We start from the raw sequence: 14,184 nt of genomic DNA, 5'->3' as shown, positions 1-14,184 counted from the left end.
TGTCCGAAAAGAAAGAGTCAGTGTTGCGACGCGCTGTCTATCGCATGGACAAGCCGTTGCGTCAGCTCGTCAATTTCATTGTCATCCATGGTGAAAGGCGGCGCGAGCTTGAGATGTCGATCCGCAGCGCCGATGATCAACCCATGCCGCCGCGCATCGAGTTGGACGCGGTTGCATGCCTCTGGCGAATCGAATGTGATCGAAAGCATTAACCCTTTTCCTTGCGCACTCACGACATTGCCCGTCGCCGGCAACTTCTCGCGAATTGCCTGCAGCAAACGCGCGCCCTTCGTTCTGACGCTTTCATAGCAGTGCTGGGCATGCAGGTAGTCGAGAATGAACAATGCGGCGCGGCAGCCCAACAGGTTGCCGGACTGTGTGTGTCCATGCCGGAAAAATGGGATGGAGTGCACGGCGAAGCTATCGGCGATCTTGGGTGTCGTCATCACGGCAGTGATCGGGAAGCCGCCGCCGAGACATTTACTGAAAATAACGATGTCCGGATTCGCGCCCTGAGAGACCGACTCGCACAGCGTGCCGGCGCGTCCGATTCCACAATAGACCTCATCGCAAATTAAAGGAATGTCGTATGTCCTGGCGAGCGATGACAGGGCCTGCAGAAAGCCGTCCGGAAACTGATATGTCCCCGCCATCGCCATAATGGGCTCGATGATGATCGCCGCCACGGTCGATCCATGTTCTGCAAGAAGCGCTTCCCATGTTTGCAAGTCGTCGAGGCTCTGCGGTGGTGACACCGTCATCGAGCAGGTGGCGACAAATGGCAATGCACCTTCGTTGATGAAGGGGCGTCGCGTGGCGACCATCGCGCCGAGCGTGCAGCCATGGTAGGCGCCATCGATGGCTACCACCAGCGTTCGCTGCGGATGATTGCGACTGATTTGATACTGCCACGCCATCTTCAGTGCGGCTTCGACGCCCTCGCTGCCGCTACCTGCCAGGAATGTATGTGCGAGTCCCGATGCTGCGAGCTCATCGCCGAGCCGCTCTGCAAGCGCCTCTGGCAGCACCGTGCTCAAACCGATGTTGCACGCGTGGACAAGCGTATCCATTTGCCGTTTGACGGCATCGAGAAGTGCTGGGTGAGAATGGCCGAGGCAGTGGTTATAGCTGCCCGATATTCCGTCCAGATAACGTCGGTCCGCATCGTCATACAGATGAATGCCTTCGCCCCTGACGATTCTGGGTCTGCCATCCTCCGCATTCAAGGACGTGTACGGTGGCCAATAGCGGCGCGACCTAGAGATAGCATTCATATAGCGTCCCCTTGAGTTCGGATCTCAATTGATCGTTGTTATCGACCGTCGATGAAATCAATGATGTCTCCTTTTTTCCTGTTCCCGGCTGAAGTCGCGCGGACGACACGCCCAGGAAGGCGAGCAACTTGGCATGCGTGGATGCCGGTTTGGTAAGCAAATCATCGTATTCGATCGGGAAGATCGCGTGGCGATCGAAGCGTTCAAGGAATTCGGCGCGGTTGGCAAGATCGCGATCTATGAACTCGACGAGTTCGTCGCGCGAAATGGACAGGTTGATCTGTTGCCGCCACCTCTTGTCGTCGCGGCCGACGTACCAGACGTGATCGAGAAGACTTTTTTTGAGCGACAGCAGTTGCGCCATGCGGTTGCGTCGATCCAGCAGAATGATCTTCAGGTCCCGCATTTCCGCCAGCGTCTCCCACACATTGGCGCCTGCCCACTCGGTGTCTAGATCGCGAAAGAGCACAAAGCCTACCGCTTCTACATACTCGAAATACGGTCGAAATAGATGCCGCTCGAGAATTTGCTCTGCTGTAGTGGTCTGTACACAATACGGCAGAAGGTGTTGGCCGAAGCGATTGAATGCTTCGCCATGCATCTCGATGCATGGATGCGAGCCGAGCAGCGTGCGCAACAGGTGGGTGCCGGAGCGTGGCGTGGATACGATGACAAATTTTTTGTAATGCATCTGCGCCGAGGCGATCTCATCGTTCAGGCTGCCGCCCACCCATTTTTTTTGCTCGGCTTGCGCGATCTGCGCGCGGATGAGTTCGAACATATCTGGCGAGCTATCGGCCAAGCCGAGCAACGGTGCTAATACTTCGTCGCCTCGCAATCCCTTGTTGCTCCAGTGTCTTCCGCCGTTGTGATATTCGCGCACGAATTCGACGATGGACGACGCCATGTCGTCGTCGATAGCGTATGTCGCAAGATCACTCCGAATCCGCGCGGCAAGCCCGCTCGCGGGGTGCGACATCCATAAGGACCATTGGGATGCAAGCAGCGGCGACGATGCCTCAGCCATCTGTGCGTACTCTGATGTCATGCTTGGGGAGCCAACGCGCGAGCGGGAGTTTCCTGCATGGCGTACGCGCGCGGAGCGCATAGAAAGAGGCCTCGCAGTAGAATGCGCGGGTTGGCGGGATCGTCGGCGTAGGCGCTTCGTCCGTGTGAAAGCTGGTCGTTGCGCATGATCAATGCCTGTCCTTTTTGAAGTGCGAAGCTCAGTGCGTAGCCGCTATCAGGATCGGTGAGGCGCGTCAGGTAAGCCACCGCATCAAGCACTCGGGGATCCATGCGGCGCGAATAGTCCCAATCCGCTGTCACGTCGAGGGTGAAGCCAGCAACGATCGCGCCGTCTTCTGCGGCGAGGAACACCGGGCCGATGTGCTCATATTGTCTGTCCAAGCGTGGATCGGTCGATCTGCGCCGGAACGCGTTCGGTGCTAGCAGGCATTGGGCAAGCTCTGGATGATCTCGGGAAAGTGCCGCAAATGCCGACAGGCTGTCGAACAGGATCGATTCGCCGCCGTTAGATGCATGCTGCTTGCAAAGCAGCACCGACGTCTTGATCGTGCCAATGGGCAGGTAGGAACCGTCGGTATGCAACGCCACGCTCGACGTGCCGTTGAATACATCATGCCGGCCGCTGGTTAAACCGCCGACCTTGTTCATGCCGGATGGCGACATGCCTTCCGTGTGCAATCGGCGGTTGAAATCGGACTGATACATCGGTCCGAGGTGATAGAGTGCTGCCAGGCGCTCGAAGTCGTGCGCATCAAACCGCCATTTGTCGCAGACGATCGCGAATCCGTACCTGCCGACATCCCGTACGACCGATTTTACATCGTTCACATCGAGCACCTGTGCAGGCCAATCGTCGAAACGGGTTTGCATACAATGCCTCTGATGAAAATAAAAATTCTGGTGCTGAAGCGTTTTCGGGCGGGTAGCTCATACGGCCGGCCTTCATTGAGCACCAGGCGGCGATTGCTCGCCGCTGATTTTATGAAGGTCATCCACTTCATGGGATTTACCGTATGAAGATGGCGAGTCGTGATTTCTTGCATGCGGTGCTCGTGCCGCCATCGATCTCGATAATCTGACCGGCAATGTGTTTTCGAATCCGCTATCAAGCGTGTGAGCGAAAATTTAATGTTTCCGCCGGCGCACGCAAGACGCAGGAATACATTGGCTAACTGTGTGTTTCGATGATGTTTGCCAGAAACTGGCTATCATTATGTACGGGAATAACCCGATTTACCGTGATGTCGTACTCGTCCCATTAAGGTAAAGTATGACGCTATCTACAAACTCGATCATGCAAGCTGCGAACAGCAGGCCATGCTGCGCCGCCGCCATTGATCAACGATCAATCCTTGGGGTCAGGCTGTGCGGCGCACCATCGTGGATGCCACGATCATTGCCGCGCCCTTCCCGGCCAGGCGCCTCGATGGCGAGCGCGTCCCGTAGATCCGTCAGGCCAGGAAAGGCAGTCAATATTGCTGCCGGATGCAAGATGAAGTGGCAGGGTGGGGTGCAGCTGCATGGACGCCATGGCCTGATGGCGTCGTTAGCGGTGAGGCAGCGCAATGCGATTGATGGCATGGTGTCCGCTGAGCGGGGACGTGGATGTCGCGACGGGGCGAGATCGTCGTGCGCCATGGCAGGGACGGCAAGGATCATCGCACGACGCTGCCGCTGCGCGACGCGTTGCTGGCGCAGATGGAGCAGACACGCCTAGGGCATGCGTAATGCCAGGACATCATGAAGACCGAGCAAATCCGCGGTCTTCATGGCAACACCTCAACCGTCCAGCATCGCCTTGTTGCGAATCGCGGAATCCCAACTCGATCTGCATCCGTCAACGATAAATCGCCACCACCTGCCCAGCGCTGACCTTAGACATCTGCTGGCAGACCCTCAGCAACCAGGGTTCGGCTTCCCGTTGTGCATGCTGCCGGCTTTGCTTGCCGCGGCGGCGCTCGCCCTTGCGGGTCATGTGACGCCGTCCGCGCGCCTGGTACGCATGCAGGACCAAGCGCGCCTGGATCGGCTCGTTGCGCACCACCTCGCACACGCCCAGATCGCGCGCCTTGCCCACCTGGGTCAACGCGTACAGTGCGCGACATGGCACCCACTGGTCGACCCGGTCGGGGATCTTGACAGGCTTGACCAGGGTGCGATGCCGCAGGCGCGTGATCCACCAAGGCCAGGGCGACGACATAGCGCAGCCCGACGACGCGCCAGCAGAAGCTCGCCACGGCTTGGCGAATCAGCTGTCTGTCATAGCGCAGGGTGGCGCGGTGTATCGTGTAAGGTCCGCATTGGGCGCCGCTGTGCAGCGGCATCGGTTATGAAGGTCCGGAGTCTACGCGCTACCGGGACGCATCACTCCGCCGGCACGGCACCGTCGGCATCGTCCAGGGCGTGGTGGACATACAAGTGCTTGACCAGCACATAGAGCACTACGGTCAGCGGCGCCGCCAACACCACGCCCATCGGCCCGAACAGCACGCCGATGCCGAACAGCGAGAACAGCAGCAAGGCTGGCGGCAGGTCCACCGCACGCGCCTGGATCAGCGGTTGCAGCACATGGCCCTCGAGCTGCTGCAGGACCACGAACACCAGCAGCGCCCCCAGCGCCACTTGCGGGCTGACGGTGAAGCCGAGCAGCACCGCCGGGACCGCCGCCACGATCGGGCCGACGATCGGAATGAAGTCCAGCAGCGCGGTCAGCAGGCCGATGCCGAGCGCCACCGGAACGCCCAGCAGCCACAGCCCCAGTCCGGTCAGGCTGCCGATCACCAGCATCGCCAGGAACTGACCGCCCAGCCAGGCGCGCAATACCTTTCCGCTGGCGGTCAAGGCTTCGTCGGCGACATCGCGGCGGTCGCGCGGCAGCAGCCGCAGCAGTCCGCGCCGATACAGCTTGGGCTGCGCCGCCAGATAGACGCCGCCGACGATCATCAGCACCGCATCGGTGATCCCGCCGCCGGCCGACAGCACGATCGCCCCGGCATGCGTGGCCAGCGTCGAAGCGCCGTCGCGCAACTGGTCGGGGATGCTCTCGATCTGCGGCCCGAGCGGACCGGACTGCAACCACGCATGGAACTTGTTCCATGCCGCCGGCAGCGTAGTGCGGAACGCGTCGATCTGGGCGGCGACTTCCGCACCGAACAGCAACACGATCGACGACAGGATCAGCACCAACGACAGGATCACCAGGCCCAGTGCGGCCCATTCCGGCACCGGCACCGGCAGCCGCTTCCGCAACGTCGACGCCAGCCCGTGCAGCAGCACGCCCACCACCACCGCGCCGAACACGACCAGCAGCAGTTCGGAGAGTTGCCAGGCCAGCAGGGCCAGACCGCCCAGCGCCATGACGACCAGGACGCGCTCGGCGAAAGGCCGCAGCGGGGAGGGAGAACGTGGGGCGGAGGAAAGCATCTGGGACATCCTGGCAAAACCAAAGTGTGCGGACGATACGGTCAGCGAAGTGCAAGGCAGGCGAAGAGCGCACGGCGGCGCCGTTGCCGGAACCACCCTGGTCGATCGCCAGGCCGCCCAACCACACTCCGCCGATTCTGCAAGCTCGCATGTGTCAATCCGAAAGGCGAAGCGGCGTCGGTTTTAGCGAAATGTCGCGACTGCCCAGCGGCATTGCCAGGCTCCGAGAACGCGCCGAGTAGCGTTTTCTCGAAATCGACAATGCTGACGGTTGTGTAGTCAATCATTCGGATGCGGGAGACGGCAAGCTCGACCAGTGCCGGGTCCGCATTGACCAGGCGGTCTTTGACGCCGGGATTGAGGTCCAGGAGCGGAAAGGTTCACCGAGGATCGCCCACCTCCAGGAAGTCGTGAAGCGGCCGCTTGCCTGGGCACGCGTAAACGGTAATCCAGCAGGATCGGAAGTCCCCGACCTCGCGAGGCTCCAACCCGCAATGGCTGCAATGTCTGGGCATGAGCTTGACGGCTGAGTTGCGCCGCGCCGCAAGGCGGCATCGGCTTGAAGGAAGGTTGGCAACGCCTGCGGCTGGGTGGAGATGATGCTTTCAATCCATTCGCTGTAATGACTCAGGCGAACATTGCAACTGATTTGACCATACCTCCGCGAGCAACAAGAGCCGGAGCATGTGCGGTTCCTTTGGAGGTCTCTGCGAGTGGCGTACGCCAGGCCGCACGCGGCTTGCGCTTGAATGGAGTGTCAGGCCGTCGCTGCGTGTCCCGGCCGCCAACCCAGGAGGCGGGCAGGCAGGAACAGGATGGCGTGCAGAAGCGCGAACACAGCGCAGAACGTCATCCCAACAAGGCGGAACGGCAAGGTGAGCAACCAGAGGATTGGCCACAGTACCAAGGCCAGCACGGCCAGCGGCCAGCACAGAACAAACAGAAGGCACCAGGCAACTACCGCAATCAGCGCTTTCACAAGGCGACTCCTTTGGCCGGTGGGCGGTACCGGAAGCATCGCAGCTGCATGGCAATGCGGCGACTGGCGTGCGACGAATGCGTAAAAGCACCTGATAAAACGCCAAAGATGGCGACGAACTCTCCCAGTGGGCCAAGGCCTGAGTCCAGCCGATCCGCGAGGCGAGTTCGGCTGCAATGGTCAGGCAGCATCCACCCCGAGCCATGGCGTGATATCGATGTGAGGTTAAGGGCGCTGACGATCCGGGCAGCTATAGACCTCCAAGCCCGAAAGATGCTCGTACAGCGCCCAAACGATCAGGCCCGGCTGCTCAACGTGGCGTGCACCACGCACTTGTCGGCGCTGGTCGCCAGCAACGCATACCTCCTCAGCGCGGTCGTGACCTTGCGCGGACGTACTTCGATCGGCTTCCCGCGTTGCGCGTCCTGCGCGACGCGGCGGGCGGTTCGGTAGCGTCGACCAGCAGGTTGATGCGGCGGTTGGCGAGGTCGATCAGGATCTGTCGCCGTCGCGGGCCAGGCCGACGGAGATCGCACTACCGGACACGTTGCGTTTCACCCTTATCCGCCGGCCCCGCGCAGGGCATTATTTCGGCGTGAGCCGGTACAGGCCACCGGGTTGCGCATCTTCCAATACCCACAACGACCCATCCGGCGCCTCTTCGATATCGCGTATGCGTTTGTCCAGGCTCCAGCGCTGGACCGCGCTGGCGCCGCCGTTGCGGTCAACGGTGACACGAATGATTCCCCCGCTGGCAAGGCCGCTGATCAAGGCGCTGCCCTTCCACTGCGGGAACATGTTGCCCTTGTAGAACATGAGGTTGCCTGGTGCGATCACCGGCACCCAATAGAGCACGGGCTTGACGAGATCGGGCCGCGTGTCCGGGCTGGGGATTGGCACGCCGTTGTAGTTCATGCCATACGACACCAGCGGCCAGCCGTAGTTCTTGCCACGCTGGATCAGGTTGAGTTCGTCGCCGCCCTTGGGGCCGTGCTCAAGCTCCCACAGTCGACCGTCAGGCGCGAAGGCGAGCCCATAAGGTGTGCGATGGCCGATGGACCATGTTTCGGCCGGCGTGAGGTTGGGGCCGGGGAACGTATAAGTGCTGACAACCGGAGCCGTCTTGGCGGCTTCGGTATCGGCCGCCGGATCGATCAGTGGAATGGTGGCGGCACCGACCTTGCCTGCCCATGGATTGCCCGGCGCGGGTTTGCCGTCCAGCGTCAGCCGCAGGATCTTGCCGACCGGTTGATCGGGATCCTGGGCCGGCGTGAAGCGCTGGCGGTCACCCACGGTGAGGAAGAGCGAGTTGCCGTCCGGCGAGAAGGCGATCTGGGCGCCGGCTTGGCCCCCCTTGCCCGTGGGCATCTGGCGCCAGAGGACCTGGAAGTTGTTCAGCCGGGCCTGATTGCCTTCCAGAACGAGCTGGCCGCGGCCCATGGCCAAGCCGCCGCCATAGTCGCCCGGCGCGACATAGGTCAGGTAAACACTGTGGTCAATGGCGTAGTGGGGCGAAAGGAAGACGCCCAACATGCCGTTCTGGCCTTCGACATAGCTGGCCGGGACGCCCTTGATCTCGGTCTTGGCGCCACCCGGCGTGACAAGCTGGAGGCGGCCGACCTTCTCGGTCACGAGCATGCGGCCATCGGGCAGGAAGGCAATGCGCCAGGGCAGGTCGAAGCTGGCGACCTTGGCGACGTTGAAGGGGAGGTCGGGATCGGTTTTCTGATCGCCAGCGTTGCTCTGTGCGTGGGCGGCGCTTGTGAGCAGAGCGCAAACCAGGAACCCGCTTGCCAGCTTCATCATGTGCGTGTTTCCTTGCGTCCAGGTGACCCTGGAGACCATAGTGTTTTCAATGCCGCTTGGGTGTGACGGTTTATTCAATCCTGGCGTGAAGTCGGAAGGAGCGTCATGATTTGGGGACGAACTCTCCCCAGGGGCCTTGCGCCTGAGTTAAGCCGGTCCGCGACGTGGGTTAGGGTCGAATGAATTTTTATGCGGCTGGCCGGTGACCAGCACGCACTGCCCTCCAACCGAGAACCACACAAAGCAATAAAAACAAAGCCGTGAGGATCATTGCTGAAGTGTACTTGACGGCAGCGTAAGTGCTCAGCGAACAGTGAAGAGTGTTAGGCATGTGCCTGCGAGTTGACCGCTAGCTCGCATCCGGCTAAATTGTCAGCTGGTGCTGAACACACCTTCTCGAAGCGGCAACCGCGCCCGAAAGCCATGCGGTTTTTTTGTGCCCATTGTTTTTATGGCCGGGCGGCGCGCAGCTATATAACACCCGAAAGGGGAAATCTGCGGGCCGTCTTCGAGCGGTGTTCAAGCGCCCGGCCGCCTCTCTGAACAGGAGGCGAAAATTGGACAATCTCGAAGGATGCCATCATGGCTAAGCAACACCGCACAGCGCCGAAGCCGCGCTTTTTGACGATTGGCTATCAGTATTACGAAAGCCAGCACAAAGACATAGAGCGTCGCACCCAGCCACGACAAGTTCCGTTTTTACGCTTGAGCGGCGATTGGTTGCAAGCGGCAGGGTTTAGGGTAGGCCAGAAAGCACGAGTTCAAGTGACGAAACGTGGCATCACGATCGTTGCCGAAGAGTAATGCGAACGATGCTGTGAGTGGAAAGACATCCGCTCACGGCATTCTGCTTTTACGAGACTAACGCCTGAATTAAGCCGCGCCGCGAAGCGGCGTCGGCTTGAACGAATAGTTAGGGGGCAACTACTGCTTGCCGAACGTGAAGATAAAGCGCTCTCCGCCGATGTCGCCCTTGCCGGTACCACGTGTGCCTGTGGACACAAACGTGAAAGGCCCAGTACGACCATCGTCGCAGGAGAACACTCCCTCACCATCGCGTCGACTCACGTACACGAAATTGCCCTTGCAGGTAGCGCCCCGCGAGGTGACAAGCGTCATGTTGCCACCACCATCCATGTAGCCCGTTGCAGTCCCAGTGAATGTCTCACTTGAATTCATTACGTTGCCCCGCACCGGCAGCGTCATGCTGCAAGACGTCAGAACCATCGCAGCACTGATGGAAGCAGCGAGCTGTAGAGCCTTTTTCACAAGTTCCCCCTTGATGTTTGATTTGCCGCCTAACGCCTGAATTAAGCCGACTGGCAAAGCTAGTTCGGCTTGAATGAATTGTTAGAACTTGGCCAAGATGTCCGCCTTTTTGCTGTTGAACTCCTCCGCTGTCAATAGGCCTTGGTCATGTAACTGCTTGAGTTGGGTGAGCTTGGCAGCAACAGACTCATTAGGCTCGGGTGCGGGCTGTGAAACAACTTGGACCTCTGGCGGTTTGGTGTTGCCGCCTAGAGTGGTGAAGGCCGCAGCAATGCTGCTGAGGAAGAAGCCGCTGAGTGCGCCCCAGAAACCAAATATAAAGTAGCCAATCGTACCGGCGATGAGACCCAATATGAAAGAAAGCACTGTATTGGATTGGTCTTTGGACTTGTCTCGCTGGCAGTACGGGCAAACTTGGCCGTTGAATGGAATATCCTTGCCGCATCCGGAACATCTCATAGGTCTCTCCCCCAAGTTCTAACATCTGAATTAAGCAACTGGCGAAGCCAGTTTGGCTTGAATGAATTGTTAGGCGCGGCTGCCCCCCACCGTATAGGGTCTAAGTTTAAGCCTGCCGTCAGCGACATCCTTCGCCAACGCCTTTCCAATTTGGGCCGCTTTGGCCTCTAGCTGAGCTCCCATATTCGCCAAATATTGGGCATGTCCTTCAAGCTTCTTCGTCTCTTCAAGAAGGTTTGAGATTGGCATGACTCCGTATTGCATGTTTGCGTCATCAGCTTCCTCAAACTTGATCGCCCCGTTTGGCAATTTATGTTTGCCCAGGCTCGCTGTAAAGAAGATATAGACGTCATGACCAGGAACTCTGCGGCCCGCCCAGTGCGCGAACATGTGACGCAATTGCCGATGCTGTATGAAGATCTCTGCAGCTTTCCGAATTCCCTCAGCGAGCTCAAGATTCCAGACACAACTGTCAGCGCAAGCCATAAGATGATCTAGTGTGTCCTTGTCGTTGAGTTTAAGCGCAAATGTTGTCGGATTTCCTAGCCTGATATGAGCAAAGGAATTGATCATGCGCCTCGCCTCAAGATCGGCGATGCAATAGGTTTGAATAAATCTTCCGATCAGTTCGTAGTCGTGGTCTTTAAGTAAATTTGTGTCATTTATGAGGTGGCCAAGCGACATCCTTGCCTTCACTAGCTCTTTCATTTCACGGCCGGCTGGAATCTGTGGTAGCGCATCGCGGGGCGATCTGTGGCTTGTCATGATGCCTTCAAGCGCCTAACTACTATTGGGCCGCGTAAAAGCGGTGTTGCACCAAGTATCGACTAACGCCGGAGGTCTGGGAAGGGGGGATTCCTACTGCGTAACAATGACTTGCCGGATGGCAACCGACGGTCTTGGCGTCGATGCTGGTTGCGTTATCCGACGGTTGAGCAGGCGTATGCGTTACACCCGTGACGATGCAGGCGTAACGGCGCGCCTGGCCCCCAAGCTGCTGGATCAGGTCCGTGGTGGGCTGCGGCTTCGCCACTACAGCCTGCGCACCGAGCAGGCGTATGTGGGCTGGATACGGCGCTTCATTCTGGCCAACAGCAAGCGGCATCCGGTGCAGATGGGGCGGGCAGAGGGCGAGGCGTTTCTGACCGAACTGGCGACGCGGGGCCAGGTGTCGGCCGGAACGCAGAATCAGGCGCTGGCAGCGCTGCTGTTCCTTTATCGCGACGTTCTGGTCGTGGACTTGCCCTGGATGGAGCATCTGGTGCGCGCCAAGCGGCCGCGTCGGATTCCGGTGATGCTCTCGGTCGAGGAGGTCGCGCGCTTGCTGACGATGCTGGAGGGGTCCTGTCGGCTGATGGCGGGGCTGTTGTACGGCAGCGGGATGCGGGTGCTGGAATGCCTGCGGTTGTGGATCAAGGATGTGGACATGGTCCTCGGCGAGATCGTGGTGTGCGACGATAAAGGCGGCAAGGATCGGCGGGTGCCGCTACCGCGCAGCCTGCGCGGGGAATTGATGCAGCAACGCGCGCGGGCGCTGCTGCTGCACGCTGCGGATCTCGCCGAAGGGGCAGGACGGGTATTCCTGCCACATGCGCTGGCGCGCAAGTATCCCCATGCCGATGTCGCGCCCGGCTGGCAGTATCTGTTCCCCCGCTGCGCGTCGATCGTTGGATCCGCGCAGTGGCCGAGTGGGCCGGCATCACGTGCCGGAGGAAACGCTGCAGCGCGCGGTGCAGGCGGCACGGCGCCGTGCAGGCATCGTCAAGCCGGCAACCTGCCACACCTTGCGGCATTCGTTTGCCACGCACCTGCTGGAGGCCGGCCTCGAGATCCGCGCCGTGCAGGAGCTGTTGGGCCACAAGGATGTGGCCACCACGCAGATCTACACGCATGTGCTGGAGCGCGGGGCCTCGGCGGTGCGCAGTCCGTTGGATGGGCTGGGCGTCGGCGGTCAGTGACGTTGCCACCAAGAACAGCAACCCAGCTGTGGGCGTGTGTGGTCACGCGTCGGGACTGATGGCCCGAGGCCACCCAGAGTTCCTCCCACAGTGCAATGCCGGGATGCCATGGAGACCGTGGGAGTCCACGGTCTCCATGGCAGCGTCTCAACCGTCCAGCATCGCCTTGTCGCGCACCGCGCCCTTGTCGGCGCTGGTCGCCAGCAGCGCATAGGCCTTCAGCGCGGTGGTGACCTTGCGCGGGCGCACTTCCACCGGCTTCCAGCCCTGCGCGTCCTGGGCGGCGCGGCGGGCGGCCAGTTCGGCGTCGTCGACCAGCAGGTCGATGCGGCGGTTGGGAATGTCGATCAGGATCCGGTCGCCGTCGCGGACCAGGCCGATGGCGCCGCCGGCCGCCGCTTCCGGGGAGGCGTGGCCGATCGACAGGCCGGAGGTGCCGCCGGAGAAGCGGCCGTCGGTGAGCAGGGCGCATTGCTTGCCCAGGCCCTTGGACTTGAGATACGAGGTGGGGTACAGCATCTCCTGCATGCCGGGGCCGCCCTTGGGGCCTTCGTAGCGGATCACCACCACGTCGCCGGCCTTCACTTCGCCGGCGAGGATGCCCTTGACCGCCGAGTCCTGGCTCTCGAATACCTTGGCGTTGCCTTCGAATACGTGGATCGATTCGTCCACGCCGGCCGTCTTGACCACGCAGCCGTCGAGGGCGATGTTGCCGTACAGCACCGCCAGCCCGCCTTCCTGCGAGTAGGCATGGGCGACGTCGCGGATGCAGCCGGCTTCACGGTCGGCGTCCAGCGTCGGCCAGCGCGTGGCCTGGCTGAAGGCGATCTGGGTGGGAATGCCGGCCGGGCCGGCCTTGTAGAAGGTGTGCACGGCCTCGGCGTCGGTCTGGGTGATGTCCCATTGCGCGATGGCGTCGGCGAGGGTGCGGCTGTGCACGGTGGGCTGGTCGGTATGCAGCAGGCCGCCGCGCGCCAGTTCGCCGAGGATGGCGAGGATGCCGCCGGCGCGGTGCACGTCTTCGATGTGGTACTTCTGGATGTTCGGCGCGACCTTGCATAGCTGCGGCACATGCCGCGACAGGCGGTCGATGTCGCGCAGGGTGAACGGCACTTCGCCTTCCTGCGCGGCGGCGAGCAGGTGCAGGATGGTGTTGGTGGAGCCGCCCATCGCGATGTCCAGGGTCATTGCGTTCTCGAACGCTTTGAACGTGGCGATGCCGCGCGGCAGGGCGGTGGGATCTTCGGCGCCGTACCAGCGGTGGCATAGCTCGACCGCGGTGCGTCCGGCCTTCAGGAACAGCTGCTCGCGGTCGGCATGGGTGGCGACCACGGTGCCGTTGCCGGGCAGGGCCAGGCCCAGCGCTTCGGTCAGGCAGTTCATCGAGTTGGCGGTGAACATGCCCGAGCACGAGCCGCAGGTGGGGCAGGCGCTGCGCTCGAAGGCGGCGACCTTTTCGTCGGAGGCGGTGGGATCGGCGGCGATCACCATTGCGTCGATCAGGTCCAGGTTGTGGTCGGCGAGCTTGGTCTTGCCCGCTTCCATCGGCCCGCCGGACACGAACACGGTGGGGATGTTGAGGCGCAGCGCGGCCATCAACATGCCGGGGGTGATCTTGTCGCAATTGGAGATGCACACCAGCGCGTCGGCGCAGTGCGCGTTGACCATGTACTCCACCGAGTCGGCGATGATCTCGCGGCTGGGCAGCGAATACAGCATGCCGTCGTGGCCCATGGCGATGCCGTCGTCCACGGCGATGGTGTCGAATTCCTTGGCCACGCCGCCGACGCGCTCGATCTCGCGCGCGACCAGCTGGCCGAGATCCTTCAGGTGCACGTGGCCGGGCACGAACTGGGTGAAAGAGTTGGCAATGGCGATGATCGGCTTGTGGAAGTCGGCGTCCTGCATGCCGGTGGCGCGCCACAGCGCGCGCGCGCCGGCCATGTTGCGGCCGTGGGTGGAGGTCTTGGAGCGATAGTCGGGCATG

The 14,184-nt window shown here is 61.2% G+C and carries 12 protein-coding genes and 3 pseudogenes; 3 read left to right on the top strand and 12 right to left on the bottom strand.

The genetic code is table 11. The features are described 5' to 3' along the window. Window positions 1–17 precede the first annotated feature (17 nt). The 3 genes and pseudogenes from ISN38_RS08640 to ISN38_RS08630 all read right to left on the bottom strand — a co-directional run bounded on the left by ISN38_RS08640 (window position 18) and on the right by ISN38_RS08630 (window position 3,173). Window positions 18–1,226 carry an aminotransferase family protein gene (locus tag ISN38_RS08640; protein WP_206709679.1) on the bottom strand — a complete coding sequence of 403 codons (1,209 nt, stop codon included), beginning with the start codon at window positions 1,224–1,226 and terminating at the stop codon, window positions 18–20. 31 nt (window positions 1,227–1,257) lie between these two features. Further along, on the bottom strand, window positions 1,258–2,301 hold the full coding sequence (locus ISN38_RS08635) for a sulfotransferase (RefSeq protein ID WP_206712169.1): 1,044 nt from the start codon (window positions 2,299–2,301) through the stop codon (window positions 1,258–1,260). Next, window positions 2,294–3,173, bottom strand: a pseudogene (locus ISN38_RS08630) (TauD/TfdA family dioxygenase). Before ISN38_RS08630 ends, ISN38_RS08635 begins: the two are co-directional and overlap by 8 nt. 735 nt (window positions 3,174–3,908) lie before the next feature. On the opposite strand from ISN38_RS08630, the gene ISN38_RS20580 reads away from it, so the two are divergent. Next, window positions 3,909–4,031 (top strand): hypothetical protein, encoded by a 123-nt coding sequence (locus tag ISN38_RS20580; RefSeq protein WP_256046135.1) that lies wholly within the window; start codon window positions 3,909–3,911, stop codon window positions 4,029–4,031. 109 nt (window positions 4,032–4,140) lie between these two features. Here ISN38_RS20580 and ISN38_RS08625 read toward each other — a convergent pair whose 3' ends face one another. The 5 genes and pseudogenes from ISN38_RS08625 to ISN38_RS08610 form a co-directional block, all read right to left on the bottom strand. Next, window positions 4,141–4,503, bottom strand: a complete 363-nt coding sequence (locus ISN38_RS08625) for a hypothetical protein (RefSeq protein WP_053008568.1) — start codon at window positions 4,501–4,503, stop codon at window positions 4,141–4,143. A gap of 164 nt (window positions 4,504–4,667) precedes the next feature. After that, entirely contained in the window at window positions 4,668–5,660 is a 993-nt protein-coding gene (locus ISN38_RS08620; RefSeq protein ID WP_003471090.1) for an AI-2E family transporter, read from the bottom strand. 823 nt (window positions 5,661–6,483) lie between these two features. Beyond that, window positions 6,484–6,705, bottom strand: coding sequence for a hypothetical protein (locus ISN38_RS08615; protein ID WP_003471087.1), 222 nt, complete (start codon window positions 6,703–6,705; stop codon window positions 6,484–6,486). A gap of 296 nt (window positions 6,706–7,001) precedes the next feature. Beyond that, window positions 7,002–7,233: pseudogene (locus ISN38_RS20820) on the bottom strand (dihydroxy-acid dehydratase); the annotation flags it as partial. Window positions 7,234–7,290: 57 nt separating this feature from the next. Then, on the bottom strand, window positions 7,291–8,511 hold the full coding sequence (locus tag ISN38_RS08610; protein WP_003471085.1) for a PQQ-dependent sugar dehydrogenase: 1,221 nt from the start codon (window positions 8,509–8,511) through the stop codon (window positions 7,291–7,293). 582 nt (window positions 8,512–9,093) lie between these two features. Here ISN38_RS08610 and ISN38_RS08605 point away from each other — a divergent pair. Next, the gene (locus ISN38_RS08605; RefSeq protein WP_003471083.1) at window positions 9,094–9,315 is read left to right on the top strand and encodes a SymE family type I addiction module toxin; all 222 of its coding nucleotides are present in this window, start codon (window positions 9,094–9,096) and stop codon (window positions 9,313–9,315) included. Between the two features lie 120 nt (window positions 9,316–9,435). Here ISN38_RS08605 and ISN38_RS08600 read toward each other — a convergent pair whose 3' ends face one another. The 3 genes from ISN38_RS08600 to ISN38_RS08590 all read right to left on the bottom strand — a co-directional run bounded on the left by ISN38_RS08600 (window position 9,436) and on the right by ISN38_RS08590 (window position 11,004). Then, window positions 9,436–9,780 (bottom strand): hypothetical protein, encoded by a 345-nt coding sequence (locus ISN38_RS08600; RefSeq protein WP_149569720.1) that lies wholly within the window; start codon window positions 9,778–9,780, stop codon window positions 9,436–9,438. An 81-nt stretch (window positions 9,781–9,861) separates the two neighbouring features. After that, window positions 9,862–10,239 (bottom strand): SHOCT domain-containing protein, encoded by a 378-nt coding sequence (locus tag ISN38_RS08595; RefSeq protein WP_206712168.1) that lies wholly within the window; start codon window positions 10,237–10,239, stop codon window positions 9,862–9,864. A gap of 69 nt (window positions 10,240–10,308) precedes the next feature. Further along, window positions 10,309–11,004, bottom strand: coding sequence for a hypothetical protein (locus ISN38_RS08590; protein ID WP_149569721.1), 696 nt, complete (start codon window positions 11,002–11,004; stop codon window positions 10,309–10,311). A gap of 178 nt (window positions 11,005–11,182) precedes the next feature. On the opposite strand from ISN38_RS08590, the pseudogene ISN38_RS08585 reads away from it, so the two are divergent. Continuing rightward, window positions 11,183–12,197 (top strand): annotated as a pseudogene (locus ISN38_RS08585) (integron integrase). Between the two features lie 147 nt (window positions 12,198–12,344). Here ISN38_RS08585 and ilvD read toward each other — a convergent pair. Then, entirely contained in the window at window positions 12,345–14,183 is a 1,839-nt protein-coding gene (gene ilvD, locus ISN38_RS08580; protein WP_003469442.1) for a dihydroxy-acid dehydratase, read from the bottom strand. Window position 14,184: the final 1 nt, after the last annotated feature.

This window comes from Xanthomonas translucens pv. undulosa (assembly GCF_017301775.1).
GTDB classification, from domain to species: Bacteria; Pseudomonadota; Gammaproteobacteria; order Xanthomonadales; family Xanthomonadaceae; genus Xanthomonas_A; species Xanthomonas_A translucens.
Note: the sequence above shows the minus strand (reverse complement) of the source record. Positions and strands in the feature narration are given on the sequence as shown.